This is a genomic window from Gordonia sp. NPDC003422 (assembly GCF_053588675.1).
In genome coordinates this window covers 1-23,541 of sequence record NZ_JBSFQL010000016.1, presented here as the reverse complement: position 1 = coordinate 23,541, position 23,541 = coordinate 1, and the positions used below count along the sequence as shown (strand labels likewise).

Genomic DNA, 23,541 nt, shown 5'->3' with positions numbered 1-23,541 from the left:
CGGTTAGCGGGCAATTCGGACGGTGAACCGCGACACGGAGCGCGGCAACCACCGGGGGAACAGGCGGGGTGGACTGGCGATTCACTGGTCATCCCCTCCCTCGAAGTCCCCGAAATCGTCCTCATCGGTAGTGAGAGCATCAGCAGGAACAGGGGAATCGAAATCGCCGAAATCATCCTCAGCGCCGTCCTCGCGGTCCTGGGGTGCGGCAGCCTCGGAAACCGCCTCAGGACCCGCCAGGAACACGCTCAGCGCCGCCTGGACCTCGTGGGCGACCTCAGCGCGAACCCTCGCGGTGACCGACGCGGTGATCTCCTCGCGCAAACGAGCCGTCTCATCAGCGCGAACCTGGGCAGCAATCGCGGCGATTTCCTCGGGAGACAACGCGGCAGCGACCTGGGCTTCCGCAGCCTCGGTTGCAGAGCGGGGGCGGACGAGTTCACCCGTGGCTTGCGCGAACTTCCCCTTCACGGACAGCGTGCCAGGGATGACGCGGATGAAAAGTCCCTGCTCAGCCAGCCCTTTTACCGTCACCGTGGGCAGCCACAAACGCAGGTCAATGACCTCGCCACCGGGAAACTTCGCCGTGATGTCATGAGCGGCGAGAGAGCGGTCCGGGTCAATCATCACCGACAAATCAGGATGCCCCTTCGCGCTCACCTGCTTCGGGGCAACCCGCAGAATCTCAATAACCCCACCCTGACCGATTGTGTGATGAGCCCCAGCATCAGGAGCAAGAATCGGCTCACGCAAAGAATGTGATTCCAGCACTTTTCGGTGGCTGTTTGTCAGCCCCTGATCAGCGGCACGCACGACGATAAAGTCGGTGTCGCCAGGAGCATTTTGGTCAATCATTCGGGAAGGTTCCTCTCGTTTTCACCTAGTAATATAGCCAGGGAGAGTCTCGGACTTAGACCCTCGCAATAACCCCAGGTCACACCCCCTAAAATGACCAGAAACCCAATCGCCGGCTCACACTCTCACTAGGGGAAAGAATGGGATCAATCGCACCGGGGAAACCACGCAACGACAACCAGGGAATCACCATCACGATTACTCAATGATTATCGTGACGAATAACCACGGACAAGCGCGACGACAACCTGGGGATGAGTCATGAGGATATGCCGTCACGGCAAAGGGGAATCAGATGGGAATAGGAGGGAGAATGGGACCAGGGGCAGGAGGTCCAGACGGGTCAGCGTCACGAGGGAAAGAGGAAGCGCGACGAGAGGAAATTGGGAGAAGCAGAGACGGGGCTTTTCAGGCATGATCACCTTCACGTCATCTATGCAGGTCAGCCAACAACAAACCGATGACCCGTTGCGACACGAATCGAGCAGAGCGCCGCGAGCAAGCGGAGGCGGGGAGATGAGCGGGAGGAGTCATCGCGGAGCCAGCGGAGCGAATGACGACGACTCGCCTCATTCTCCTCCTGCCGAACGCGATGCAAGTCGGTGATTCTGCCGGATTCTGGGAGTCAACGAGGTCGAGTGTTTTTGTATGGTCTGACCTGCATAGATGACGTGAAGGTGACAATTAAATACTTAGGGGCAAATCGGGGGGTGGAAACCGGACTCGAAGCCAGTGGCACCATCGAGCATCGCGGCTATAATGATTCATGGAAGGTTCGAAATCACTCGGCAGGAGCCCCGGTTGTTAGCCGGGGCTTTTGTCTTTCTACGACAAGCTGAGCAGACCGCCCTATTCTCCTGAGTAGACCGCTCACGATTTCGAGCCTTCCCACCTCAGAAATCGCGCCCGGTCGTCACCGATAAACGCGACGGAGGTGATCCGGTGACGAACCCCATAACCGCCGCCCTGACGCGGTACTACGCCAGTGTGACCGGGACCACTCCCACGGATGGCGCGGACTTAGATTCCCTCATCGCCCGCCGCCGAGGCTCCACCCGCCGCTCCCTCGAAGCCGCCGCCGCGTTGACCGCGTGCCGCCCCACACACTCCCCCAAGCTCGACATTGACCCGCACGGTCGCTCCGCCCTCCTGACCAGCAGCGGTTCTCTGGGCGTGTGCTCTGCCCGCCGCCCCGACTGCCCCCATTGCGCCCACCGCGTGAGTGAGGTTGCCTGGGACACGGCGATGACCCACCTCGACTCAGAAGCTGACTCCTGGACTGGGCGGCTACCAGGAAGACTCTGGCTCATCACCGCCACGACCAGGGATGACGCCCCCCTCCGCGAGCAGTTGGAAGCGGTAGCCGGGTACATGGACGCGCTGGGAGTAGACACCAGGGGGCGCGGGATGCGCCTGCTCCTCGCAACCCGTGAAATCAACGCGAAAGTGACCTGGGGGACATTCCACCCCCACCTCCACGCGGTGGTCTGGACCCACGACCATCACGCCCCTGAACTGGGGAAACTCAATCGAATGGTCCGCCGCCACTGGCAAGCGCGGCGGGGAGACGCCGTGATGAACACCGCGTTAGATGTCCGAGGCGGAGCACCCACACCCGAAAACGCCGAGAGCTTAATTGCCTACGCGCTCAAGGAGTTTCAGCCCGCGGGCGCGCGATCAGTCGAGAGTATCGCCACGCATGGAACCGGGCTGACTGGACTACTGCGCGTGGCGGAACTTGAGGAAGGGTTGGGCGAGGCGGCGCGAGGGATGCTGGACGACCTCATGATCGCAGAGTTCGGGCGTGGCGGTGAGGGGCTATTGCCCGGATCGTCGGTGATGATGACGCAGCGGCGACCCGCCAAACTCCCAGGTCAGGTGTACTTCCGAGCGCGGAAGTTCAAGGACTGGGAGGAATACGACCGAGATCACGTCGCCCAGGTCAAACAGGGTGTCGTAGACGCGGTGGGCTGGCGGGGGTACTGGGCTCTGCCTGAGGGGATCGACCCGCGTGCGATCCCGAGCGACGGCGAAGTCACTGACCGCGAGCGCTGGGCAGAGGACCTGGGTGACCCCGCCGCCGAGGCATACGCGGCGTCCACGCGCTGGGATGCCGCAATGCGGGAGGAGCGGGAGGCGTGGGATCGGGAGAGCCCCACCCCCGAAATGGTCGCTGACCAGGCACGGGAGGAGCGGGAGTGGGGCGACGGAGCGGACGCTGAGCGGGCTGCATGGGAGAGCTTCTGGGCAGCAGAGGGGTCAGACAACTCGACCCCCGCACAGGGTGAGCGCGAGGGTCGAGAAGAGCGGGTGGGGTCAGCGATTGACATGCACCGTGGGGAGGATTCGCCGCGCCGCATCCATCGCCGTACGAGGCGCAGAATCGCCAGACTGCGCATCGACCGAGACGACCTGAGGGACAGGTCTCCTCCCATCCGAACACAGGTCGCGACTGGTCTGAACTGCGAAAAGGCGAGCAACCCCATACTCGTACGAGTCGATATCTTGCGTAGCCGTCTCGGTCCGCGTCCACCACCCGTCAGCCCACACCGAGTCAGCGGATGTCGAAATCCCGTTCGTCTCATCGCAATTCACGGCGGTCAGCGCGATGATCGCCAGCGGACGGCGTACCCCAGCCTCCCCGTTGATGAACTTCCGCATCACCGAAACCAACTCATCCACCGAGCGGGAATCCGTGACCGGGCTGAGAAGATACTCCCCGCCCGAGGGCACTTCGCGCATTTGCCACCCGCTTGGTACTGCCAGCGAGCCCGAGATTGAGACCCCGCCCTCACTCATCGTGAAGGGCTGCCCCTCCGCCTCATCCCCGAAAGCGGCTTTCGCCCCGACCACAGCGACGGTGATGGTCAAGGTCGCGGCGAGGACGGCGGCGACAATCGCGGCGATGACCCCACGCGGAGTGCGGAGGAAGCGGAAGAGCCGGTCCAGGAGCGGCTGAGACGGTCCCTGAGGGGGCTGAGGGGATGCAGAGGGGGGGAATGGGGGTTGGGGCGGATACGGGGGCTGTGGGGGTTGCTGGGCGTAAGCGCCGGTCGGACCCCACGGGGGCTGATGTGGCGGTTGTGGCGGTTGCGGCGTGGTCAAGGCAAGTCCTCCCCAAATCGGTCATTCGGTAGCCTGGACCGTACCCGAAAATCGGGTATCTAAGCCAGTCTTGGGCTATGACAACCGGCAGGGGACGATCAGATGCATGACGTTGCGAGGGCGTGGCTACGTGGAGCGCAGTGAAGCGCTTTGCCGCGTGCTCCGTAGTTACCGGGTGCTCGCCGGTCTCACGCAGGCGGAACTCGCTGCACGACTTGACATCCCCCAGACCGCCGTCAGCAAAATTGAGGTTCGCGAACGCCGCCTCGACATCGTGGAGATGGAGGCATACTTGCGCCCGCTCGGCAGGACGGTTCACGATCTGCTCGAAGACCTCGACCGCGAGGTCGAGAACACACCAAAACGCAGAAAAACCCCTGGTCACGGTCGATAACCAGGGGTTTCTCGGTGGGGTCTCAGCGCTTGGGGACCATCCTCACGTCAGCGGTCTTGATGCCGAGGAAATACGCTTCCCCCACGTAACCATTTCCTTTGGCACGCAGGACAATTCGCCCACCCACGCCGTTATCCGCCCAGCCACCCGAGCGGGTCTGATGCAAGGCGTAGCGCACCCACGGGTTGACGCTGGGGTCGGACAAGGATCCCTTCTGACCGCTGATCGGGAACATCTCGCGCCCCGTCACCACCCACGTCGCCCGCGCTGAGCCAGGGGCACTGGTGGTGTAAGTGTATTTCCCGCTTGCGACCTGGGCTGATGCCTCCCCCGATCCCGTGATCCCGGTGGCGAGGGTCGCCGCACCAACCGTGGCGAGGGCAGCGGCGGTGATGCGAGATCGAGTGTTCATGGTGGTAGTCCCTCCCTGGGTAATCAGTTCAGGGTTACCGTACCCGATCTTGGGGTAGCGATTGCTGAGACAGCAGTGAGCCCCCGGTCGCAGATGACCAGGGGCTCACGTAGGAGGGCGGGGACTTCGCGGTGCCTCAACGCGGCGTCAGGGCGATGTCAGCAACGCGAACACCAGCCAGATACTGCTCGCCCACATAGCCATTTCCGCTAGGGCGCAGGACAATTCGACCACCCCAGCCGTTATCCGCGTAACCACCATTGGGCGTCTGATGCAGCGCGTAAACCGTATAAGCCGCAACATGATCCGAGGGGAGATCCGCGTAAACGAATCCATCAGCGACCGCGAACGGCACGCCATTCAAGCCGTTCGCGGACCCGGACTGGCTCATCGTGTAATCGCCCTCCCGGACATCCGCGTGAGCGGGCGTGGCGGCGAGGGTGGAGAAGCCGAGGGCAGCGCCTCCGGCGATTGCGAGGGTGGCAGCGATCTGCGCTGCACGTTTGGTGAGTTTCATTGGGGATTCCTTTCACTCACATATCACTATAGCCAGGGAAAGTCAAGGACTTTTTAATAAGATAAACCCCCAGGTCAGAGAACTATTCGTGCAACCCGCGTCCCCGTGCAACCGGGTAGATAAACTCGATCTATGAGCGTAAGGGCGAAAAAGGACGCGGCAGGGAACGTCACCGGGTATCAGGCGAGGTACTTGGACCGTCGCACGGGGAAACAGCCCTCGAAGACCTTCCGCACGAAACAGCAAGCCTTAGCCTGGGAAGCCGAACAGCGCGGCAGAGTGCACAGAGCCTTCGCCGGTCCCCTTGTCGATATCCGCGAACTCGCTTACGAGGTCGTGGATGGCACCTGCTCGGTCGATGCGTTCTTGGAGATGTGGGCAAAAGAGGCGGCGACGGCGGGTACACGCGGGCAACGGGAACACCTGCGGAAAAACATGGGTGACCTGCAATTTCGATCCATGCTCGCCGTGACCACCGCCGAGATCGTCGTATGGCGTGACGGGCTCCGGGGAGAGCGCGGGGTCGGGCGGAAATCCGGGCTCGCCGAATCCACCATCCGCACCATGACAAGGCAGTTGAGGGCGGCTTTCGAAGTCGCCATAGCGCGGGGGTACGCGGATACCAACCCGGTCGCCCACCTCACGTCGAAGCGGATTCGCGCCAAAGCGGTTATGCCCGAGGACGTTTTGAGCGTCGCGGAGATAAAAGCCCTGGTCAGCGCGTGGGATGACCCGATCTCGACCATGATTCAAGTGGGGGCGACCACCGGGCTCAGGATCGGGGAGATCGCAGGGCTCAGGGCGAAAAACGTGGACCTACGCACGGGGAAAATCCACGTTGTGGAACAGGCACGGGGCGGGAGGGAATGGGTCTGGGGACCGCTGAAATCGGCTAGCGCACAACGGATCATCGCCATGCCACCGTCCACCATCGCCATGATCACCGCGTACCGGGAGCGGGTCGAGCGGTCGAAAAATGACCCCCTATTCCAAACCGAGACCGGCGCAATGTGGAACGCCAGCAACGCGGGGCGAGTCATCCGGCTGGCGGGGGCGACCTGGACGTGGCACGACCTCCGGCACTCTTACGCAAGCCATCTTTTCAACGCGGGGACCGACGTTGCGACGGTCAGCAAGCTCCTGGGTCACAGCGGCACGTCGATCACGCTCGAAACCTATGTCCACATTCTGCCTGGGAGCGAAGAGAGCGCCGTGGAGAAGATGGCAAAGCTCTACGGGTGACCGGTCGTGCAAGCGTGCAACCCGCGTGCAAGTGGAACGCCGATATGGCGGGTTCCATAATGCTCTGAAGAGGTAGTTTGACAAACGGGATGCTCCATGCACCCCCCTATTTCAGTTCATGGTGTAGATGAACTCAGCCACTTACGAAATCTCCTTCAGGCTCTGATCTCATCGCCTCGTGGGCGCATCCGCGGATGGGCACATGGGCGCCGTCTGACTCCCAACCAGCCTAGTGGTCGGCGAGGGACTCCGGTCGCCGAGTCCCCGATGACCGCGCCCGCGGCCTCGGGAGTGGGGGTCGGCGACACCTTCGCGGTTGCGCAAATCACAGCCTGATCAGGTATTTGTGCCCGATGGGACGGATTCGAACCGACGTACCATCGTAGTTGTGAAGAACACCGACGAAGCTCGCCTCCTTGCCGAAGTCGGTAGCCAGTTGCAGGCCGACTACCGCGACCATCCGACCGCCGACGTTCAGGCGACGATCGACGAGTGCGTGACTCATTTCGACGGGGTGCGCATTCGCGACTACGTCCCGCTCCTCGTCGAGCGCCGCGCCCGGTCGATCCTGGGTAGCCCGTCCTGACCGTGCGCCCCGTTGACCGTGCGTCCCAAACCGTTGACCGTGCACAGATGATCGACTTTCCTGGCTTTGGAACGACGGTGTGCTTAGCATCGGTGGCATGAAAATTCGACTCGTCGGGGGTCTGGCCATCGCAGGAGCCAGTGTCGCAATCATCTCGTCCGGAACCGTGCTCGGCGCGGGTCACGCAAGCGCTGCTCTGAATCCGGGCACCTATCGCCAGTGCATTACGTTCCCCGTTGCCCCCGGCGCCGGGCCACAGTGCACGACCGCGACTGCGCAAGCATTCCTTGCCGCAGACACCAGCTACGGAGGGTATGGCGCATTCGTCTCGACCCCGACCGGCGGGTACCGGGCGTTTGCCGTCCTCGGGGCCGAGAATGGCCGAAAGGTGTACCGCAAGAACACCTCTGGTTATGACGTGACGACCTACTCGTACGGCGTACCGGTCACCCGGGCGACGATGACCCGCGTTGGATAACGGGTCCGACGCAGGCGACCATGATCAGTCGGTCGTCGACCCTGTCTTCGGCGACATCACGCTGACGTGGCGACACACCGACGACGACGTCACCTTGACCGCCTCCGGCGATCACGTTCCGATTGCTCGCCTGGTCCGCTCGGGAGCGCAGCCATCCCGTACGGACGTCCCGATCGGCACTCGCGATCCCGAGCGCCTTCGACTCTTCGTCGACGACGTCGAATGCGACATAGTGCCCTCCCCCGGTCAGCTGTCCCGACGATCTTATGGAGTCCGTGTCGAAGGCCTCGGCAACACAAGGCTTTTCACGCCGTCGAGTTCGACGGGCCATCGTCTCGTCTCGGGGTCGAAGTACGGCGGACGCAACGAGATCGGCGTCTTCACCAGCACCGACAACCATATCGGCGTCGAGTGGTCGGACGAACTGCGAATGGCGGGGCTCGTCTCAACCGTGGTCGAGCCGGCGCCCTTCGACAGCGCGCTCGGCATCCTGCTCGCCGGAGCATTTGGTACAGGAGCACGCTTCTTCGTCGGCAACGTCGTCGTCGGTGTCGTGCAGTCGATCTTCCCGCAGTGACCCGCCACCAATGAGACGACCGGGAATCAGGCCGCCGGACGACGGTGGGTCGAGGCGGTCGCTTCGCGGCGGGGGTGCTCGATGACTGTTCGCGTGTTCTCGGACACCGGACGTGGGTGAGCGGCAACGCCCCGGTACTCGACCACGCACCTGCTGAGGTCGAGCCCGACCGACACCGCGGTCATCTCCAGGTCGCTGCGCCGCGACCCGTCGGCAGCCTCGAACTCGTTCGTCTTGATCTGTCCGTGCGCGATGATCGGACGTCCCTTCGCGATCGCCTGACCCACACCCGCGAGCAGGCGTCGCCAGCAGCTGACTGTGAGATACAGCGTCGGCCCGTCCACCCACTCCTGCGTCTGCTTGTCCACACGACGTGACGTGCACGCGACCCGGAACGAGATCACGTCCTCACCGGTGGTGGTCTGGCGCCGCCTCGGCTCCGACACCACGGTTCCGATTACTGTCGTGTAGGTCTCGTACATGGCCGGTCTCCTGAGTTGTGGGAGCCGCGATCTGCGGCTGCACAACAGCATCGGCCATCAGCTCACCATCTCCGCCGATCCGCGTGAATCTGTGGACAACTCACGCCGCGGACCGCACAGTCAACGTCGGCTGTTGAGTTCCTTCAGCATGTCGTTGTAATCGGTGAGTTCGGCGTCGTGGTCACGTTCGGCGCGACGGTCGTAGCGCCGGGCCTGCTTGTCGTCGGACCGACGCCACTGCACGAGCAGCGCCAGCATGATGACGACGAGCGGTATTTCGCCTGCAGCCCAAGCGATTCCGCCGCCGACGCGTTGGTCTGCATACAAGTCTTCGTGCCACGGTAGGTTGAGTCCGCGGTAGTAGGACTCGGCGATGACGGCGCTCGTCATCATCAACGCCACTCCGAAGAATGCGTGGAACGGCAAAGAGCCCCAAACGATTCCGAGTTTGGCCACCGGTGACACCTGCCTGGGCGCGGGGTCGATACCGATGACCAACCAGTAGAAGAGATACCCGCTCAGCAGGAAGTGCAGGTTCATCAACAGGTGCGCGGCGTGGAAGGGCACCACCGCTTCGAACAATCCCCCGAGGTAGAGCAGGTAGAAACTGCCGACAAACATCACCGCGGCGATCCCCGGATGGGTGAGGAACCGCGACACCGGGCTGTGGATGGCCGACTGAATCCATTCCCGCGGACCGGGTGGATTGCCACGCCCGGCGGGCCGCAGTGCGCGCAAAGCCAAGGTCACGGGGCCGCCGAGCACCAACAGCACCGGAATCATCATCGACAACAACATGTGCGCGATCATGTGCACGCTGAACATCGCCGGTCCGTAACGCCCCAGGCCCGACGACGTCGCGAACAGCAGCAGCACGCACCCCAGCAGCCAGGCCACGGTCCGGCCGATCGGCCACTCGTCGCCACGCCGCCGCAGCCGCCACACCCCGCGCAAATACACCACCGCGAGGACGATCGCGAGCGTGCCGAAGATCAGGTCGAACCGCCAGTCGGTGAATATCCGCGCGAAGGAAGGCGGCTCGTCGAGGCGGTACCCGATCTCGCTCTCGACCACGCTGATGTCGGGATTGGCAAGATCTGGCGGCGGGGTACGCGACAACCCGACCGCGAGGCCGAACGTGACCGCGAACACCACGATCTCCGCGAGTCCGAAGCGGACAAACGTCGACCGGATGCCCGACTCGGTCTCGAGCCGCGCGATGGTCGACCGCCGATGCCACGCGCCCAACGCGCCGAGCACCACCAGTGCTGCGGTCTTCAACAACACGAGTCGTCCGTAGGTGTCGGTGAACAGGTCGCCGATCGGCACCCGAACAAGCGCATTGACGACGCCGCTCACGCCGACCACGACGATGCACCAGAACGCGACCCGCGAATACCGCCGCACCGCGAGGGTGCGCCAGCGTCCGTCGGCGAGCGCGTAGAACACCACCGCGACCAGACCGCCGAGCCACAACGTCGCGCCGACGATGTGCAGGATCAGACTGTTGGTCGCGACGTCGTGGTTACCGCCGGTCGACGAGTGCCCTCCCAGCGCCGGCGGCATCAGGCTGAGCAGCACGAACAGTACGGTGGCGAAGGTGAAACCCCAGCGCAGGGTGACCCGCGCGATGACGGCCGCCACCAGCGCGAACACCGCGGTCCAGAACCAGGTCCGAACGTCGGCGACCTGGCCGTAGACCCGAATGAGGTTGGCGGGCCTGATCGTGGTCGACAACGGCTGTCCACTTACGTCGGACACCGACAGCGGCATGAGCAGCAACGCGCTGATCGACCAGATCAATGCGGCGGTCGACGCGATCCGAATCGCGCGGAAGCCTCCGACGTCGAGCACCCCGTCGGCTTGCGGCGGCACGAAGAAGGCGGCGAACACCGCACACCCCAGCGCGACGGCTGCGGCGACCTCCCCGATCGCGGTGACCGCGGGCAGGCCGTAGGTGGTCAGCGCCCCCGGGTCGGGCACGCCGGTCAGGCGCAGCGCGGACGCGGCAGACACCCCCGTGACCGCAATCGCCACGATCGCGGCGATCCAGGTCGCCGCCCAGAGAATCCCGGCGACCACGCCACGCGGCTCGCGCATCGCGTCGCGAGCCGCGTCCGCCTGGACTGTCGGGCTCGTGCGGGTCATCCCTCAACTGTAGGTCCATCCGTGCGCGACTCTGCCGCCCGGCCTGCGCTGATCCGCTCACCGATGTCGTAGACTCCAACTGCTCGTCCGGCCTGCCACCGGACGGCGGCCGGGTCCCCCGGCCTCGCCTCCGTAGCTCAGGTGGATAGAGCAAGGGCCTTCTAATCCCTAGGTCGCAGGTTCGAGTCCTGCCGGGGGCACGAAAAAGCGACCCCGACCAGCACATACGCGATGTGAGGTCAGGGCCGCTCGGTTCAGTCAGACGGTGAGGTCGACGTTTAATCGACGGTTAAGGCACTCAGGACGCCTCGGCGGACGGGTCGAACTGCTCGACCACTTCGCGGTGATCGGCGCGGCGTGCCCGGTCGATGTAGTGGGCGCGGGTCACCTGATCGTCGGCGTGCCCGAGCTGCTCGGCGGCGGCGTCGGCACCCTTCGCGCTAGCCACAGCGGTCGCGACGGCCTTGCGGATCACGTGCGGAGTCACCCACGATTCCAGCCCCAGGCGGTCGCGAGCTGCGCGCCACTGATCGCGAGCGTTGCACGGATCACGCAAAGTGTTTGCGGCACTTGGGAATACAACGCCGTGAGCGTTCGGCAGCGCGGCGAGCTTCCGACGCATGAGCACCGGGACGACCCATGACGGCAGGCCCAGGACCAGCGCGTCGTCGTCCGCCTTGCCCTTGGCGTGGTCCTGAATGACCAGGCCCTCACCCTTGATTCGCACGACGGTGCCTCGGATCGTCGCGGTGGGCACGTGACCATCACCAGGCGTCAGGTCCAGGTCGGCCCAGCGCAGTGCCAGCGCCTCACCGAACCGAACGCCGGTCGCGGCGAGCACCGACACCAAGTCAGGCAGATCAGCGCGCACCGCCTTGTCATCGGCGCGCAGGCCCGCGAGCATATCGCGCACCTGCTCGACGGTGAGCGCCCTTGGCTTGGCGCGCTTCGTGACGACCTTGACATCTCGGACGGGATTCGCGGTCACCGCCCCGTTCGCGAACGCGACACGAAACATGCCACTGAGGACCGAGCGGGTTACCTTGGCGGTCGCGTCGCCCTTGGTGTCGGCGAGCTTCTGCACTGCGCCATTGAGCCGGTGCGGGGTGCACTCGCGCAGCGTGAGGCCACCGACTGCCGGGAGCACGTAGAGCGCCACGACCTCGGCGTAACGCTGTTTCGTCTGGATCGCCCGGTCGGACCGCTCGACGTCGGCCAGCCAAGCGGCGGCGAGCGCGCTGACCTTGGTGTCGGCGGTGATGCCATGGTCGGCGGGCGCAACGCGGTCGCTCAGCTTGCGCTTGAGGCGCTGCTCAGCGTCGAACCGTGAGCGCCCGGTGGCCGTGACCACGCGAGTGACGCCGTCGAGATCACGAAACCTGCACCACGCCTTAGCATTTGGCGGATTGCCGCGTGAGCTGATACGCCCATAGGTGCCGACGTCGAGCTTGGGTCGCCCCCTCACGACAGCAGGCCGTCGATACCGTCGCGCAGTGCGCGGAGCTGTCGGTCATCGACGTCGACCGCGTAATCGAGCATCTCGTCACCCAAGTGCAGGGCCACGCGCCAGCGGCGTCGACCAGCGGGGCCGGGATCGTCGGCGTCGCTGTCCGGGGCCTGCTCGATGACGAGTTGCCCGCCATCTCCGTCGACGGCAACCCAGGGTGTCAGCAGGTCATCGGTCATGGTTCTATCCGTTCCTCTCAGGTGGGCGCAGGGTTGCGTCCGGAGTATTTGTCAGGCCAGTGCGGCCGCGTCCTGGCTTTTCAGCACCGCGCGCACGGTCGACGCGTGCCAGGTCGCCCCGCCGCGCACGGTGGGGACACCGGCCTCGGTCAGCTCGGCGGCGATGGCGCGCAGGCTGAGGCCGCGTGCCTTGGCATCGACCACGCGCTGAGTGACCTCGGCAGGAGTCTCACTCGGCCGGCCTAGACGGACGCCCTGCGCCTTGCGCGCAGCCAGTGCGGCCTTGGTGCGGTCGCTGATCATCGCGCGTTCGAGTTCAGCAACACCACCCATGATCTGCGTGGTGAACCGGCCCGCCGCGGTGGACGTGTCGACCGTGCCATCCACGGCGACAACCGCACCCTTGGCTGACTCGACCCGGTCGATGACGTCGAGCAAGGTGCGCAGGCCACGCGCGAGCCGGTCGGATTTGGCCACGACCAGGGCAGCGACCTGTCCCGACTCGACCGCCCCGAGGGCGGCGCTGAGGCCGGGTCGCTTGTCAGCGGCCTTGCCGCCACTCACGCCTTCATCGGCGTACTCAGCGACGATCGTCCAACCGCGTCGAGCGGCCTCGGCGGCGATGGCCGCGCGTTGAGCGTCGAGCCCTGCGCCGCTGTCGGCCTGCTCGGCAGTGGACACGCGAACGTAGCTGACGACCTGATCGGCGGGGGCGGTGCGCTTGCTCATGTCCTTACTGTACACGAATCGACCGTTTTATGTACACCTACTCGGCGGTGAGCGTGTCGAGCGCGGCGACTGCGCCCGCGATATAGGCCCGCTCGGTCGCGGTCGCGGTCAGTTCCTCGGCATCGATCGCCGCGAGGACTCGTCGCAATTGCTCGGCGGTCGCGCGGGCCTCGGCGTGGATGTCGCGGTGGGTCATGGGATTGATCCTCGCACCGACGTGCACGCCTCGGCGCGTATCCCACAACAGGTGCTCAGTCGCCATCCGCGTCCCAGCGCGCGACCTGCGCCCGGATGCCATCGGCCAGGGCATCGACCATCGACCTCGCAGCGGCGGCCCCTGAATCTGCGTCGTGACCAGCATGTTCGGCGACTCGCGTCAATCTCTCAATCGCGTTCGCCAAGTCGGCGACGGCACGCGCAGACGGTAGCTCGGTCTCGACCGTCTCGACTCCCTCGCGAGTCGCGATGTGCTCTACCCCCTTGTCCCACAACCGTTTTCGCATGTCGAGAGCGTCGGATAGGGCGGCCTCGGCGAGGTGCTGGCGAGCGAGACGCAGCCGCTCGGCCTGCACTTGGCCGGCCATCGGCGCAGGCGACCAACTCAGGCCCCAGCGGCGCGACGCCCTGCTCAGATCCGGTTGCGCAACCCCAAGGCGGCGAGCGGCCTCGGTCTGGCTCAGGCCCTCGTCGCGCAGTCGGCGGGCGTCGGTTTCCAGGTCGTCGGGTACGCGGTTGCGCGCGGATCGATGAGCGCGCTTGCCCTGGCTTGCCATTTACGGCACCGCCTGCGCCATGGCCCGTACAGCTACGTCGAACTCGTCGCGGCCATCGGCGGCGAGACCGTTGCGGAAACCTGTCTGCCCAAGGGCTCCAGTCAGTGCCCAGACCGCAGCACGCGCGTGGGCGGCGCGCTGATCGGCCGTCAGCGGGCGACCCAGCGGCCCCAGGTCGTCCCCCAGGTCGGCGCGGTCGATCGTCTCGGCGGCCAGGCGGGCATCGGCGATCCGGGCGACAATCTCGCGGCCGTCAGCGGTGGCCGGGGTCGCGTTGGGCTTGTAGGTGAGGGACCGCGACACGATCGCGGCCAGGGCATCGATGGCCTCAGTGAGAGTCATATGTGTAATCCCTTCTGAGAGTTGCACTTTGGTCTAGTGGTGATGATGGCAGGATGGATCGGGGCACGACTCGCGCGGTCCCCGGTGGAAGAGATCCGGTCGACTTCGCAGCTTGGCGGCGCACGCCTCGCAGAAACCCGCAGCAAGGCCGGTCTGGAAGTTGTCCATCGTGCCCCCGCTATCCGCCCGTGGCCAATCGATGGCACCCAGCCTGGGCGCGGCGGGGATCAGGCCACCGTCGCGACGCGAGGTGATCGACTGGAGTACCCCGTTCAGAGCGCCAGGGAGCGTTGCCGCTGCCACCGGTGCATCGGTCGCGGGCGCCGGATCGCGACCCCACCGCAGAACGCCAAGTGTCTTCGTGGAGGGGTCGGCGTCGTGAATCCAGCCGCGTCTCGACCCCGAGTCCGATCCGTGCAGCCGGTCAACGATGCCGCCGAGTGCATCGAGGCCGGACAGCGGAATCATGCCGACCCCCGGAACTCGACGCCCAGGCGCACGAAATCAAGCCAGGCGTCGACTGCGGCGCGGTAGTGCCGTCGGCGTTCTTCGGGGACGTCGCACACGCCGTGGGCGGCCCTGGCAGCGTCGAAACGGCCCTTGAGCGCGACGCTGCGCGCGCGGTACTCGTCCCTGGTCACTCTGCTGCCCACCGCCCAGCAGCGCGACGATGAGCGGCGCGGCGGCGTTCGGCGCGAGCTGCGTTCTCCTTGGCCTGCGCAGCGCGTGAGGGTGCCGACTTGCGGTCCCGGATCGCCTGGACCGCCTCGTCGGTCGACCGCTGCCGGGAGCGGCGCAGCTCGCGCCGACCGAACGAGGACAGCATCGACTCATCGACCGTGATGTTCTTCGAGGTGCACGCAGGGCAGATATCCGAACCGGGCTGCGCGGGACGGTCCTCGGCGTCGGCCTTCGCGTGGTGACGCAAGCGTTCGGCGACGTCCTTCTGCGCGGCGACCTCAGGCAGATCGCCGGCCATCTGTGCACGGCGTGCACGACGGGCCAGAATCGCCTGCTCGATGCTCTGGTTCGGCGCGTCCGCCCTGAGCATCGAGCTGTCGACGTCCTCGGCGCTGACCAGCGTGTGACACGCAGGGCACGGCGTGGTCCGCTTGGGCGGCGGGGCGTGGTGATCAGCCTTGGCCTTGCGACGCGTGTCAATTGTGTTGTCGGCGTTCATCATTCAATTCTCCTTTGTGTGAAGTTCAGGCCACCGGTGGCCCCGACTGACAGACGGGACAGAAGCGGGGCCACCGGGGCGATCCCGGACACCAACGTGCGGGTGGTCGATGTCCGCGTGTCCGGGAGCTTCATCGGTCCGCCACCTCGGCGGCGCGGACAAGTTCAGTCGCAAGCTCATACGCCTCGGCGGGCAGCAGGTCGGCGACGCGATCACCGACGCGGATAGCCACGTAACCGGAGTCGACGGGCCAGACGTGGATCGCAGGGCCACCGCCCACCGTGGTGATCGCGGATTCAGCATCGACCTCGGCGCGGGCACGATCCGCGATCAACGACCGGGTCACCTGGCCCGCGACGGCCCTATGCCAGCGCGCCGCGATCCAACGATCGAGCGCGACGAGGCGAGGTTGCAAGCGGGTCGTCACCCACAGCTCCAAACGGATCATGCGACCTCCAGCAATCGGGGCCGCAGCAGCTCGGCGGCCATCTCGGATCGGCGCTCGACGCCACGCTGGTCGTCGGCGATCAACGTCAGCCGGTTGCGCGTGTCCTCGTCGGCGCGTGCGAGCAATTTCAGCAGGTCCGCATACCCCACGCGACGTCCTGCACGGGAGAGCCTCGGGACCGTCGCGATAGCGAGCGCGTGGCATCCGTCGCAGTACGCCTGACCCGGGCGGACCTTTGCGGCGCTGCACCAGGCACAGCGCTTCGACCCGTCGGCCTCAGCGCAGGCAGTGTGGATCGACTGGCCTGCCGGGACACCTGACTCACCACAGACGCGACAGACGTACGCGGTGGTGTCCCGGTCGGCGTCGGACGTGCCAGTAAGTGCCTGCTCACCTCCTCGCGGCCCTGCCCTGCCCTGCCCGTCCTGTCCCGTCCCGATGTCACGGGGACTGTCACGCGTGACATCACTTGCGACGTCACAGGTCTCGGGGTCGCAGTAGTAGTGTTCGCCAGCCTTGTGCGAGCGCTCGCGGCGCTTACGGTCGCGCTGAGCTGTCTTGCGCTCGTCGTCGCGCAGGTGGGGCGGCGGTACGTGCTGGTCGATCCTCACGACGGCAATATGGCTGCCGGAATCCGTGACGAGACCAGCGGCGGCCAGCTCGGCCAGCGCGGCGGCGGGGTCGTCGACGTCTGAGGCTCGGAGGGCATCGACGCGGCGCAGGACGCCGTCGTATTTCTTGGTGCGGCTGCACGTGTGGACGACCGCGAGGTAGTGCCACCGAGCGGCCAGGCTCAGGTCGGCCAGCTCTGGCCAGTCAGTCCACCCGTCGTCAGTCCGCACCCACCCCACGCGTCACCTCCTCGTCGTCGGGGAGTCCTCGGTCGTCAAGCGCGTCACGGCTCGACTGATCGGCAACAGGCCGTGAATCGGCCCTCAGATCGCCGTAGAGCGCCAAACCGGGACGCTCGCGAGTGACAGGGTGGCCGATCATTACGCGGCCCCCTGAGGCCGCACCACGCCCTGCGCCATCCAGGCGTCGAGATCGGCGCGCCTGTACCTGATCATTCGGCCTTGGCGCACGTAGGCGGGACCGCGCCCCTGAGAACGCCAGTTATCGAGCGTCCCCCGCGAGACGTCGAGATAGCTTGCGGCTGCCTGCACCGCCAAAATGTCGCTTGCCGACACCTTGCCCAACCTTCCAGCGTCCGCAGACGCTCGGTGATGCCCGGGAGCCGGATGCTCTCGGGTCGTCCTGTTCAGTTGGGTGCCGAGGGCCACGATACCAGCGAACGATGAGAAGGCGTGAATACTCATGTGCGCGAGCGTGTTTCATCTCCATTATCTCAGAGCCAGGCTCGCGGGCGACAACCTGCTCGAAACTCGACGCTTATTCGACGCTTAGTCCCTGAGAACGGGTGAGAACCGGTGAGCGTCCCGTCAGACGAGTGAGCGCAATCAGACTGCGGCGGAACTGATCAGTGAGACCCGATGAGACACAGTGTGATTCGGCCCCGTAATCCCTAGGTCGCAGGTTCGAGTCCTGCCGGGGGCACCGTGACACCCTTGCCGGCCTCCGGCCGGTGTGCGCCCACTGTGTCGTTTGAAAGAGATTCACGCGGGCGCGCCGTAGACAGTTCCGGCCACGGCCGTTCCCCTTGTGAATCGACGGTGGAACCGGATGGCCACTCGCAAGCGTCGAACTGACATAGCCGGATACCCGGCGACGTCTCCACCCTTCCGACGTCTCGATGGAGCATTCATGAGCCCGTTCACTTCGATATTCCACTTCGGCATCGATAAGCAGGAGATCACCGAGATCGCCGACACCTGGCATCGTCAGCACGTGGCGGTGCACGCCATCAGCTTCGAGGCATTCGGATCGTGCGTCGGTCCGTCGAGCGCCGTTGTCGACGCTCTGGGTGCCGCGCGGCAGCCGGCGGCGAGCGCCACGGCGTCGATCGGCAAACGGCTCGGGGACATGAGCGGTCTGTTGCGGGCGTTCAACGTCGAGGCGACCGATTCCGACGCACGTGCCGCAGCCGGATTCGACCAACTCCGGACACGCTGATGCGGCCGACCATTTCTCAGCTCCAGCAATGGGATACGAACTCGATCGGCAGAGCTGCCGCCGCTGCGGGCAATGCCGCGTTCGCCCTCGACACCTCGCTCGACACGGTCGTGCGGTCGATGGATGACGCCCGCTTGTGGTTCGGTGCCACGCAACGCGCAGCGTCTACCCGCGTGACCCAAGAACAGGACCACGCTCACGAGGTGCGTAACGTTCTCCAGCAGATTGCCGACTCGGCCGCCGATGCCTGCACAGATCTCGCTCACATGCGTGACCACGTGCTGGGCAACGTGCAGATCGCCGAATTCCTCGGCTACCGCGTGTCCGACGCGGGCGACGTCGCCCTGCCCGACGGTTCGACCACCACCGACACCGAGCAGTTCGCCACCGCGATCAACGGTGGACTCGACTCGCTCGAGAAGTCCGACACCGCGTACGGACGTCAGATCTCCGACCTTGCAAGCGATCTCGCCGCCATGGTGAACGGCCAGCCCGATGTGACCATTCCGGGCGGCGAGAGGCTCGACCCCGATCAAGTGGTGGACATGTTGCGCCATCTGACGCCGGATCAGCGTCGGGCGATCCTGCGCCAGATGAGCCCGACCGACATTCGTCGAGTGATCCAGGCCGACCCCGAGGCGATGGGGAACATGGACGGCGTCGGATTCGAGTATCGAATCACGGCCAACGAGACCAACATTCGCAACGCGCTCGCGAACGAGATCCAGGCCGGACGCGGCACCGGACGCCGCGCGGATCAACTCCGCAAGATGCTGGAACAAACCGCGGACCCGTACCCGACGGGCACGGACGGGACATCGGAGCGCCAGTTCCTCGTGTTCGAGAACACCGCGAACGGCCGGGTCGTCGAGATGATCGGCGCCCTACGACCAGGCACGCGCAACGCCACCGTGTACGTGCCGGGGACCGGAAGCAACCTCAGCGGCGTGGCATCGCCGGACCGGAGCAACCGGAAGGCCGCGTGGAACCTCGCACACCAAACGGGCGGCCCGGTCATCGTGTACATGGACGGCGACCTCCCGCAGCGCATCGGCCACGAACACCTTCTGGATTCCCTGCGAAAGGGTCTGGGCTCCTCAGTGGCCGCCGTCCCGCAACTCGGCGCCGGACAAGCCCTTCTGCACGCCACGGCAGGTCTGTCCGGCAGCGCCGTCGACCCGCACTTCGCCGCGGACATGGCACCACGGCTGGTCTCCTTCGGCCACGAGCTCGACGTCGAACTGGCCGAGCATGCACCGGGCGCCAAGACCACCTACATCGGGCATTCGTACGGCGGGTCGATCGTGGGTACTGCCGACCAACTCGGATTGCGCGCCGACAACATCATCTACGCATCGTCGGCGGGCACCGGGCTCTACGACGGCAATCCGACAAGTCCTGATACGCATAGATTCTCGCTGACGTTTCCCGGGGATTTCATCCATCACGTGCAATCACTGCCCGGCAATCCCCATGGCGCCGACCCTGATTCGGCCCCGGGCATCACCCGACTCGACACCGGCACGTATGAACGTGACGGCGTAACCCACGACTCGGGAGCACGGGCACACGGCGACTACTGGGACGATCCGAATTCCACCGCGTTCCGCAACATGGTGAAGGTCATCACCGGGCAGCAGCCGGATCTCTACATCTACCGGGAGCCCGACATCGTCACCCCGCAACGGTTGGGGCATGACGTGCTCAACCCCGTCGACAAGCTGCTCGATGTCCTGAACGGACGCGACACTGCGTACGGATTGCTCAGTCCCGAATGGTCGAGGCTGCTCAGGTCTTCCGAACGCTGACGCCCGCGGTGCCACGCCACCCGCCGATCTGGTGCATGACGTGATAGATGACGAGTGCGGCGATCGAACCGAGCGCGATCCCGCCGAACTCGAGATCACCGATCTTCCACTGGAAGTCGGCGATACCGATGACCAGCGGGATTGCTGCGGTGAACTGGTTGATCGGCAGACCGAAGTCGACTCGGTTCGTCACCCAGATGTGCACACCGATCACGCCGACGAGACCATAGAGCGCCGTGGTGACCCCACCGAGCACACCGGCCGGAATCGAGTTGATGACGGCACCGACCTTGGGCGACAGCCCGAGGAGAATGGCCGCGAGACCGGCAACCCAATAGGCCGCCGTCGAGTAGATCTTGGTTGCCGCCATCACGCCGATGTTCTCCGCGTAGGTGGTGGTGGCCGATCCGCCGCCACTGCCGGCGAGCATGGTGGCCAGACCGTCGGCCGCCAGCGCACGCCCGATGCGGCGGTCGTAGTCGACACCGGTCATCATGCCGACCGACTTCACGTGGCCGATGTTCTCCACCACGAGCACCAACACCACCGGCAAGAACAACGGGACCACCGAGAGGTGAAAGGTCGGAGTCTGGAAGTCCGGCAACCCAACCCACGACGCGGCGCCGATGGGAGCGGTGTCCACCTCGCCGCGCGCGAGCGCGAACAGATAGCCGAGAACGACGCTCGCGAAGATCGCCAGACGACCGATCAGGCCGCGGAACAAGACGACGCACAAGATCAGCAAGACGAGCACCACGGTCGCCGTGACCGCGTCCTGCGCATAGTTGTTCTTTGCACTCGGCGCGAGGTTGAGTCCGATGAGCGCGACGATGGTCCCGGTGACGATCGGCGGCATCAGCACTTCGATCCAGCCGGTGCCGGCGACATGGCTGACGACGCCGATGATCACGAGAGATGCTCCGACGAAGACGATTCCGCCGAGTGCCGACGACTGACCGTGCGACGCCGTGGCGGCACCGACCGGCGCGATGATCGCGAAACTCGAGCCGAGGTAGCTCGGCAACCGGTTTCGCGTGATGACGAGGAACAGCACGGTGCCGATACCGGAGAACAGCAGCGTGGTCGACGGCGGGAATCCGGTGAGCACCGGCACCAGGAAGGTCGCGCCGAACATGGCCACGACATGCTGCAATCCGATCCCGACCGTGCGCGGCCAGCTGAGCCGCTCCCCCGGCCCCACCACCTTCCCCACCCCGATCTCGTCTATCCGCTGCCACCGGAAGAACTGCCCTGGGCCATCGCTCATCGCCTCAGTCTGCGGTATCGCCGTCCGTTACGCCGCGTCTGCGCAGAACGTCATGGAGTGACCGGGATCACCTGAGTTAAATATGCATTTCAGATTCCAATTATGGTTGACTCGCATCATGCAGCTGACCCGGTTCACCGACATCGGACTCCGGGTCGTCATGCGCCTCGCGGCTGCCGACCGTGCGGATTCCAAGAAGCATTCCGACAGAAGAACTCTCACCACGCGTGATCTCGCCACCGAGCTGTCGGTGCCGTACACACATGTCGCCAAGGTGGTCAGCCGGCTGTCGGAGATGGGCGTCGTGCATTCGCGGCGCGGCCGCAGCGGCGGTCTGATGATCACCGAGCTGGGGCGCGACGCCCGGGTCGGATGGCTCGCGGAAACCCTGGAGGGTCCGGGTGAGGTGGTCGACTGCAACAGCCCCGAACCATGCCCGCTACGCGGTGCCTGTCGCCTGCGTGGGGCATTGGCGCAGGCGCGGACAGCCTTCTTTCGAAGCCTCGACGATCAGGTCATCGCCGACCTCGTCGCCGACCCCACCGGCGCAGTACTGCTCGCGCTGCGCGCACCCCAAGTGACCCCAGACCACACCGCCGCGCGAGCGCGGGACCACACCGCAGACTGACGCCCGCACCCACAACGAGACTCGACCCGATCCACCGTGGACGGGCCAGATGGAACGGAGACAGCAGTGCTCACCGATTCTCAACGCGAAACCCTCGCCGCCACCCTGCCCGCGGTCCAAGGCGCGCTCGGCGACATCACGCCCACGTTCTATCGACGGCTCTTCGCCGCGCACCCCGGGTTGCTCAACAACCTGTTCAACCGGACGCACCAGAAGACGGGAGAACAACCACAAGCGCTGGCCGGCTCGATCGCCGCCTTCGCCGCACTTCAACTCGAGCCCGACGTGCGACGCCAACGGTTCATCATTGACCGCATCGCGCACAAACACGCCTCGCTCGGTGTGACCCGCGAGCAGTACGACGTGGTGCACGAGCATCTGTTTGCCGCGATCGTCGAGGTACTGGGTTCGGCAGTGACGCCGCCCGTCGCCGACGCGTGGGACCAATTGTATTGGGACATGGCCGATCTCCTCATCACCGCCGAGGCCGATCTGTACGCCGGCGCCGGGGTCGAGTCCGGCGCGGTATGGCGCGACGCGCGGGTCGTCGAGCGGACACAGGTTGCACCGGACACCATCGCATTCACCGTCGCGGGTGTCGAGCCGCTACCGACATTCCGTCCGGGTCAATATATCTCGGTCCAGGTCGAACTCGCAGACGGCGCCCACCAGATCCGTCAGTACAGCCTCACGGGCTCGCCCGACGCGACCACCTGGACGTTCAGCGTCAAGCTCGCGGGTGAGGTGTCCGGCCAACTGCACGAGCAGGTCTTCGAAGGCGACATCCTCCGCGTGAGCACGCCATTCGGCGATCTGGTTCTCCCCGAGGATGATTCGCCAATCGTGATGGCGTCGGCCGGCATAGGATGCACACCGGTGATCGGCTTGTTGACCTCGATGAGCGCCGACCGTGATACACGGCCGATAACGGTGCTCCACGCCGACCGCTCGCGCAATCGGCAACCGCATCGAGGGCAGCTCGCCGCTCTGGTCGAATCGCTGCCCAACGGCCGGCTGATCCAGTGGTACGAGCACGGTGCGGGTCATCTGACTTCCGAGCAGATCCGCGTCGGTCAGATGTCACTGAGCGGGATCGACGTCGATCCGACATCGCATGTGATGCTCTGCGGCCCTACCGGATTCATGGCGTCGGTCCGTGACGAGCTGCTCGATCGCGATTTCACCGAGGCGCGCATTCACTACGAGACCTTTGGGCCCGAACTCCTTCGGGCCGGCGCGCGATGAGCTCCTCAGGCGCGATCGTCGTCGCGGCGACGTTCGTCTGGCTCGGCATGGTCCTTGCGATCTCCTTCATGGAGGCACCGCTCAAATTCCGCGCGCCCGGCGTGACCGTGCCACTCGGGCTGGGAATCGGCCGGATCGTCTTCCGGGCACTGAACGCGGCCGAGCTGGTGTGGGCGGTACTCGTCATCGTGGCCGTCGCCATCGGATCGTGGGCCGGAGTCACCGTCCCGATCGCCGCCGGTGTGGCGTGCGGTGCACTGGCCCTGCAGCTGGTCGGGGTGCGGCCCGTTCTCACTCGACGGTCCGACCACATCCTGGCCGGAGAGGAAGCACCGCGCAGCCGGGCACACCTCGCCTACGTCGCCCTCGAGGTCGTCAAGGTCATCGCGCTGCTGTGGTTGGGAATCACAGTGCTCGCCGCGGGCTGACCCAATTCGACCCAGGCCTCGCCAGGAGGACGACCTGCGAGAACTCGAGTTGAGTTGGAGAACGCGAGTGCTGCAGCACTCGCGTTCTCCAACTCGGCACCGGTTGTCGCGAGAACGGTCGCTCCGTATATGCAGATCGGA

The 23,541-nt window shown here is 65.5% G+C and carries 28 protein-coding genes and 1 tRNA gene; 12 read left to right on the top strand and 17 right to left on the bottom strand.

Annotation, left to right across the window (positions count from 1 at the left end):
- Window positions 1-81 precede the first annotated feature (81 nt).
- Window positions 82-855, bottom strand: coding sequence for a hypothetical protein (locus ACWDTF_RS14685; RefSeq protein ID WP_449754583.1), 774 nt, complete (start codon window positions 853-855; stop codon window positions 82-84).
- A gap of 942 nt (window positions 856-1,797) precedes the next feature.
- Between ACWDTF_RS14685 and ACWDTF_RS14680 the strand changes: the two genes are divergently transcribed.
- A complete protein-coding gene (locus ACWDTF_RS14680) occupies window positions 1,798-3,636 on the top strand; it encodes a hypothetical protein (RefSeq protein ID WP_449754582.1) in 1,839 nt (612 codons plus the stop codon).
- 430 nt (window positions 3,637-4,066) lie between these two features.
- Window positions 4,067-4,354 carry a helix-turn-helix domain-containing protein gene (locus ACWDTF_RS14675; protein ID WP_449754581.1) on the top strand — a complete coding sequence of 96 codons (288 nt, stop codon included), beginning with the start codon at window positions 4,067-4,069 and terminating at the stop codon, window positions 4,352-4,354.
- Between the two features lie 22 nt (window positions 4,355-4,376).
- Here the strand turns inward: ACWDTF_RS14675 and ACWDTF_RS14670 are convergent, their stop codons facing one another.
- The gene (locus ACWDTF_RS14670; protein WP_449754580.1) at window positions 4,377-4,766 is read right to left on the bottom strand and encodes a hypothetical protein; all 390 of its coding nucleotides are present in this window, start codon (window positions 4,764-4,766) and stop codon (window positions 4,377-4,379) included.
- A 136-nt stretch (window positions 4,767-4,902) separates the two neighbouring features.
- A complete protein-coding gene (locus ACWDTF_RS14665) occupies window positions 4,903-5,283 on the bottom strand; it encodes a hypothetical protein (protein WP_449754579.1) in 381 nt (126 codons plus the stop codon).
- Window positions 5,284-5,415: 132 nt separating this feature from the next.
- Here ACWDTF_RS14665 and ACWDTF_RS14660 point away from each other — a divergent pair, with 132 nt between their 5' ends.
- The 4 genes from ACWDTF_RS14660 to ACWDTF_RS14645 all read left to right on the top strand — a co-directional run bounded on the left by ACWDTF_RS14660 (window position 5,416) and on the right by ACWDTF_RS14645 (window position 8,166).
- Entirely contained in the window at window positions 5,416-6,525 is a 1,110-nt protein-coding gene (locus ACWDTF_RS14660; RefSeq protein WP_449754578.1) for a tyrosine-type recombinase/integrase, read from the top strand.
- 388 nt (window positions 6,526-6,913) lie between these two features.
- On the top strand, window positions 6,914-7,111 hold the full coding sequence (locus ACWDTF_RS14655; RefSeq protein ID WP_240860012.1) for a three-helix bundle dimerization domain-containing protein: 198 nt from the start codon (window positions 6,914-6,916) through the stop codon (window positions 7,109-7,111).
- Between the two features lie 97 nt (window positions 7,112-7,208).
- Window positions 7,209-7,589, top strand: a complete 381-nt coding sequence (locus ACWDTF_RS14650) for a hypothetical protein (RefSeq protein ID WP_449754577.1) — start codon at window positions 7,209-7,211, stop codon at window positions 7,587-7,589.
- Window positions 7,582-8,166: a hypothetical protein gene (locus ACWDTF_RS14645; protein ID WP_240860016.1), complete on the top strand. Its 585-nt coding sequence runs from the start codon at window positions 7,582-7,584 to the stop codon at window positions 8,164-8,166. The genes ACWDTF_RS14650 and ACWDTF_RS14645 overlap by 8 nt, the downstream gene beginning before the upstream one ends.
- Before the next feature lie 26 nt (window positions 8,167-8,192).
- Here ACWDTF_RS14645 and ACWDTF_RS14640 read toward each other — a convergent pair whose 3' ends face one another.
- Together ACWDTF_RS14640 and ACWDTF_RS14635 are read right to left on the bottom strand one after the other, a co-directional pair.
- Entirely contained in the window at window positions 8,193-8,648 is a 456-nt protein-coding gene (locus ACWDTF_RS14640) for a single-stranded DNA-binding protein (protein WP_449754576.1), read from the bottom strand.
- Between the two features lie 120 nt (window positions 8,649-8,768).
- A complete protein-coding gene (locus ACWDTF_RS14635) occupies window positions 8,769-10,796 on the bottom strand; it encodes a cytochrome c oxidase assembly protein (protein WP_449754575.1) in 2,028 nt (675 codons plus the stop codon).
- Between the two features lie 126 nt (window positions 10,797-10,922).
- On the opposite strand from ACWDTF_RS14635, the gene ACWDTF_RS14630 reads away from it, so the two are divergent.
- Window positions 10,923-10,996, top strand: a tRNA-Arg gene (locus ACWDTF_RS14630).
- Window positions 10,997-11,094: 98 nt separating this feature from the next.
- On the opposite strand, the gene ACWDTF_RS14625 is transcribed toward ACWDTF_RS14630, so the two are convergent.
- The 11 genes from ACWDTF_RS14625 to ACWDTF_RS14575 form a co-directional block, all read right to left on the bottom strand.
- On the bottom strand, window positions 11,095-12,261 hold the full coding sequence (locus tag ACWDTF_RS14625; RefSeq protein WP_449754574.1) for a tyrosine-type recombinase/integrase: 1,167 nt from the start codon (window positions 12,259-12,261) through the stop codon (window positions 11,095-11,097).
- Window positions 12,258-12,482 carry a hypothetical protein gene (locus ACWDTF_RS14620; RefSeq protein WP_449754573.1) on the bottom strand — a complete coding sequence of 75 codons (225 nt, stop codon included), beginning with the start codon at window positions 12,480-12,482 and terminating at the stop codon, window positions 12,258-12,260. The genes ACWDTF_RS14625 and ACWDTF_RS14620 overlap by 4 nt, the downstream gene beginning before the upstream one ends.
- 51 nt (window positions 12,483-12,533) lie before the next feature.
- Window positions 12,534-13,211, bottom strand: coding sequence for a recombinase family protein (locus ACWDTF_RS14615; protein ID WP_449754572.1), 678 nt, complete (start codon window positions 13,209-13,211; stop codon window positions 12,534-12,536).
- A gap of 37 nt (window positions 13,212-13,248) precedes the next feature.
- Window positions 13,249-13,407, bottom strand: a complete 159-nt coding sequence (locus ACWDTF_RS14610) for a hypothetical protein (protein ID WP_449754571.1) — start codon at window positions 13,405-13,407, stop codon at window positions 13,249-13,251.
- Window positions 13,408-13,462: 55 nt separating this feature from the next.
- Window positions 13,463-13,984, bottom strand: coding sequence for a hypothetical protein (locus tag ACWDTF_RS14605; protein WP_449754570.1), 522 nt, complete (start codon window positions 13,982-13,984; stop codon window positions 13,463-13,465).
- Window positions 13,985-14,326, bottom strand: a complete 342-nt coding sequence (locus ACWDTF_RS14600) for a hypothetical protein (RefSeq protein WP_449754569.1) — start codon at window positions 14,324-14,326, stop codon at window positions 13,985-13,987.
- 464 nt (window positions 14,327-14,790) lie between these two features.
- On the bottom strand, window positions 14,791-14,967 hold the full coding sequence (locus tag ACWDTF_RS14595) for a hypothetical protein (protein WP_449754568.1): 177 nt from the start codon (window positions 14,965-14,967) through the stop codon (window positions 14,791-14,793).
- Window positions 14,964-15,509, bottom strand: a complete 546-nt coding sequence (locus ACWDTF_RS14590) for a hypothetical protein (protein WP_449754567.1) — start codon at window positions 15,507-15,509, stop codon at window positions 14,964-14,966. The genes ACWDTF_RS14595 and ACWDTF_RS14590 overlap by 4 nt, the downstream gene beginning before the upstream one ends.
- A gap of 127 nt (window positions 15,510-15,636) precedes the next feature.
- Complete coding sequence (locus tag ACWDTF_RS14585; RefSeq protein ID WP_449754566.1) at window positions 15,637-15,954, bottom strand: hypothetical protein; 318 nt, start codon at window positions 15,952-15,954, stop codon at window positions 15,637-15,639.
- Entirely contained in the window at window positions 15,951-16,796 is an 846-nt protein-coding gene (locus ACWDTF_RS14580; protein ID WP_449754565.1) for a hypothetical protein, read from the bottom strand. Before ACWDTF_RS14580 ends, ACWDTF_RS14585 begins: the two co-directional genes overlap by 4 nt.
- Window positions 16,797-16,946: 150 nt before the next feature.
- Window positions 16,947-17,270 carry a helix-turn-helix domain-containing protein gene (locus ACWDTF_RS14575; RefSeq protein WP_449754564.1) on the bottom strand — a complete coding sequence of 108 codons (324 nt, stop codon included), beginning with the start codon at window positions 17,268-17,270 and terminating at the stop codon, window positions 16,947-16,949.
- A gap of 445 nt (window positions 17,271-17,715) precedes the next feature.
- On the opposite strand from ACWDTF_RS14575, the gene ACWDTF_RS14570 reads away from it, so the two are divergent.
- Together ACWDTF_RS14570 and ACWDTF_RS14565 are read left to right on the top strand one after the other, a co-directional pair.
- The gene (locus tag ACWDTF_RS14570; protein WP_449754563.1) at window positions 17,716-18,024 is read left to right on the top strand and encodes a hypothetical protein; all 309 of its coding nucleotides are present in this window, start codon (window positions 17,716-17,718) and stop codon (window positions 18,022-18,024) included.
- A complete protein-coding gene (locus tag ACWDTF_RS14565) occupies window positions 18,024-19,832 on the top strand; it encodes an alpha/beta hydrolase (protein ID WP_449754562.1) in 1,809 nt (602 codons plus the stop codon). Before ACWDTF_RS14570 ends, ACWDTF_RS14565 begins: the two co-directional genes overlap by 1 nt.
- Here ACWDTF_RS14565 and ACWDTF_RS14560 read toward each other — a convergent pair.
- Complete coding sequence (locus ACWDTF_RS14560) at window positions 19,813-21,099, bottom strand: uracil-xanthine permease family protein (RefSeq protein ID WP_355276125.1); 1,287 nt, start codon at window positions 21,097-21,099, stop codon at window positions 19,813-19,815. The two genes, ACWDTF_RS14565 and ACWDTF_RS14560, sit on opposite strands and share 20 nt — an antisense overlap.
- Window positions 21,100-21,217: 118 nt before the next feature.
- Between ACWDTF_RS14560 and ACWDTF_RS14555 the strand changes: the two genes are divergently transcribed.
- The 3 genes from ACWDTF_RS14555 to ACWDTF_RS14545 all read left to right on the top strand — a co-directional run bounded on the left by ACWDTF_RS14555 (window position 21,218) and on the right by ACWDTF_RS14545 (window position 23,400).
- The gene (locus tag ACWDTF_RS14555) at window positions 21,218-21,727 is read left to right on the top strand and encodes an RrF2 family transcriptional regulator (RefSeq protein WP_240860041.1); all 510 of its coding nucleotides are present in this window, start codon (window positions 21,218-21,220) and stop codon (window positions 21,725-21,727) included.
- A gap of 66 nt (window positions 21,728-21,793) precedes the next feature.
- A complete protein-coding gene (locus ACWDTF_RS14550; RefSeq protein WP_449754561.1) occupies window positions 21,794-22,972 on the top strand; it encodes a globin domain-containing protein in 1,179 nt (392 codons plus the stop codon).
- Window positions 22,969-23,400 (top strand): hypothetical protein, encoded by a 432-nt coding sequence (locus ACWDTF_RS14545; protein ID WP_449754560.1) that lies wholly within the window; start codon window positions 22,969-22,971, stop codon window positions 23,398-23,400. The genes ACWDTF_RS14550 and ACWDTF_RS14545 overlap by 4 nt, the downstream gene beginning before the upstream one ends.
- Window positions 23,401-23,541: the final 141 nt, after the last annotated feature.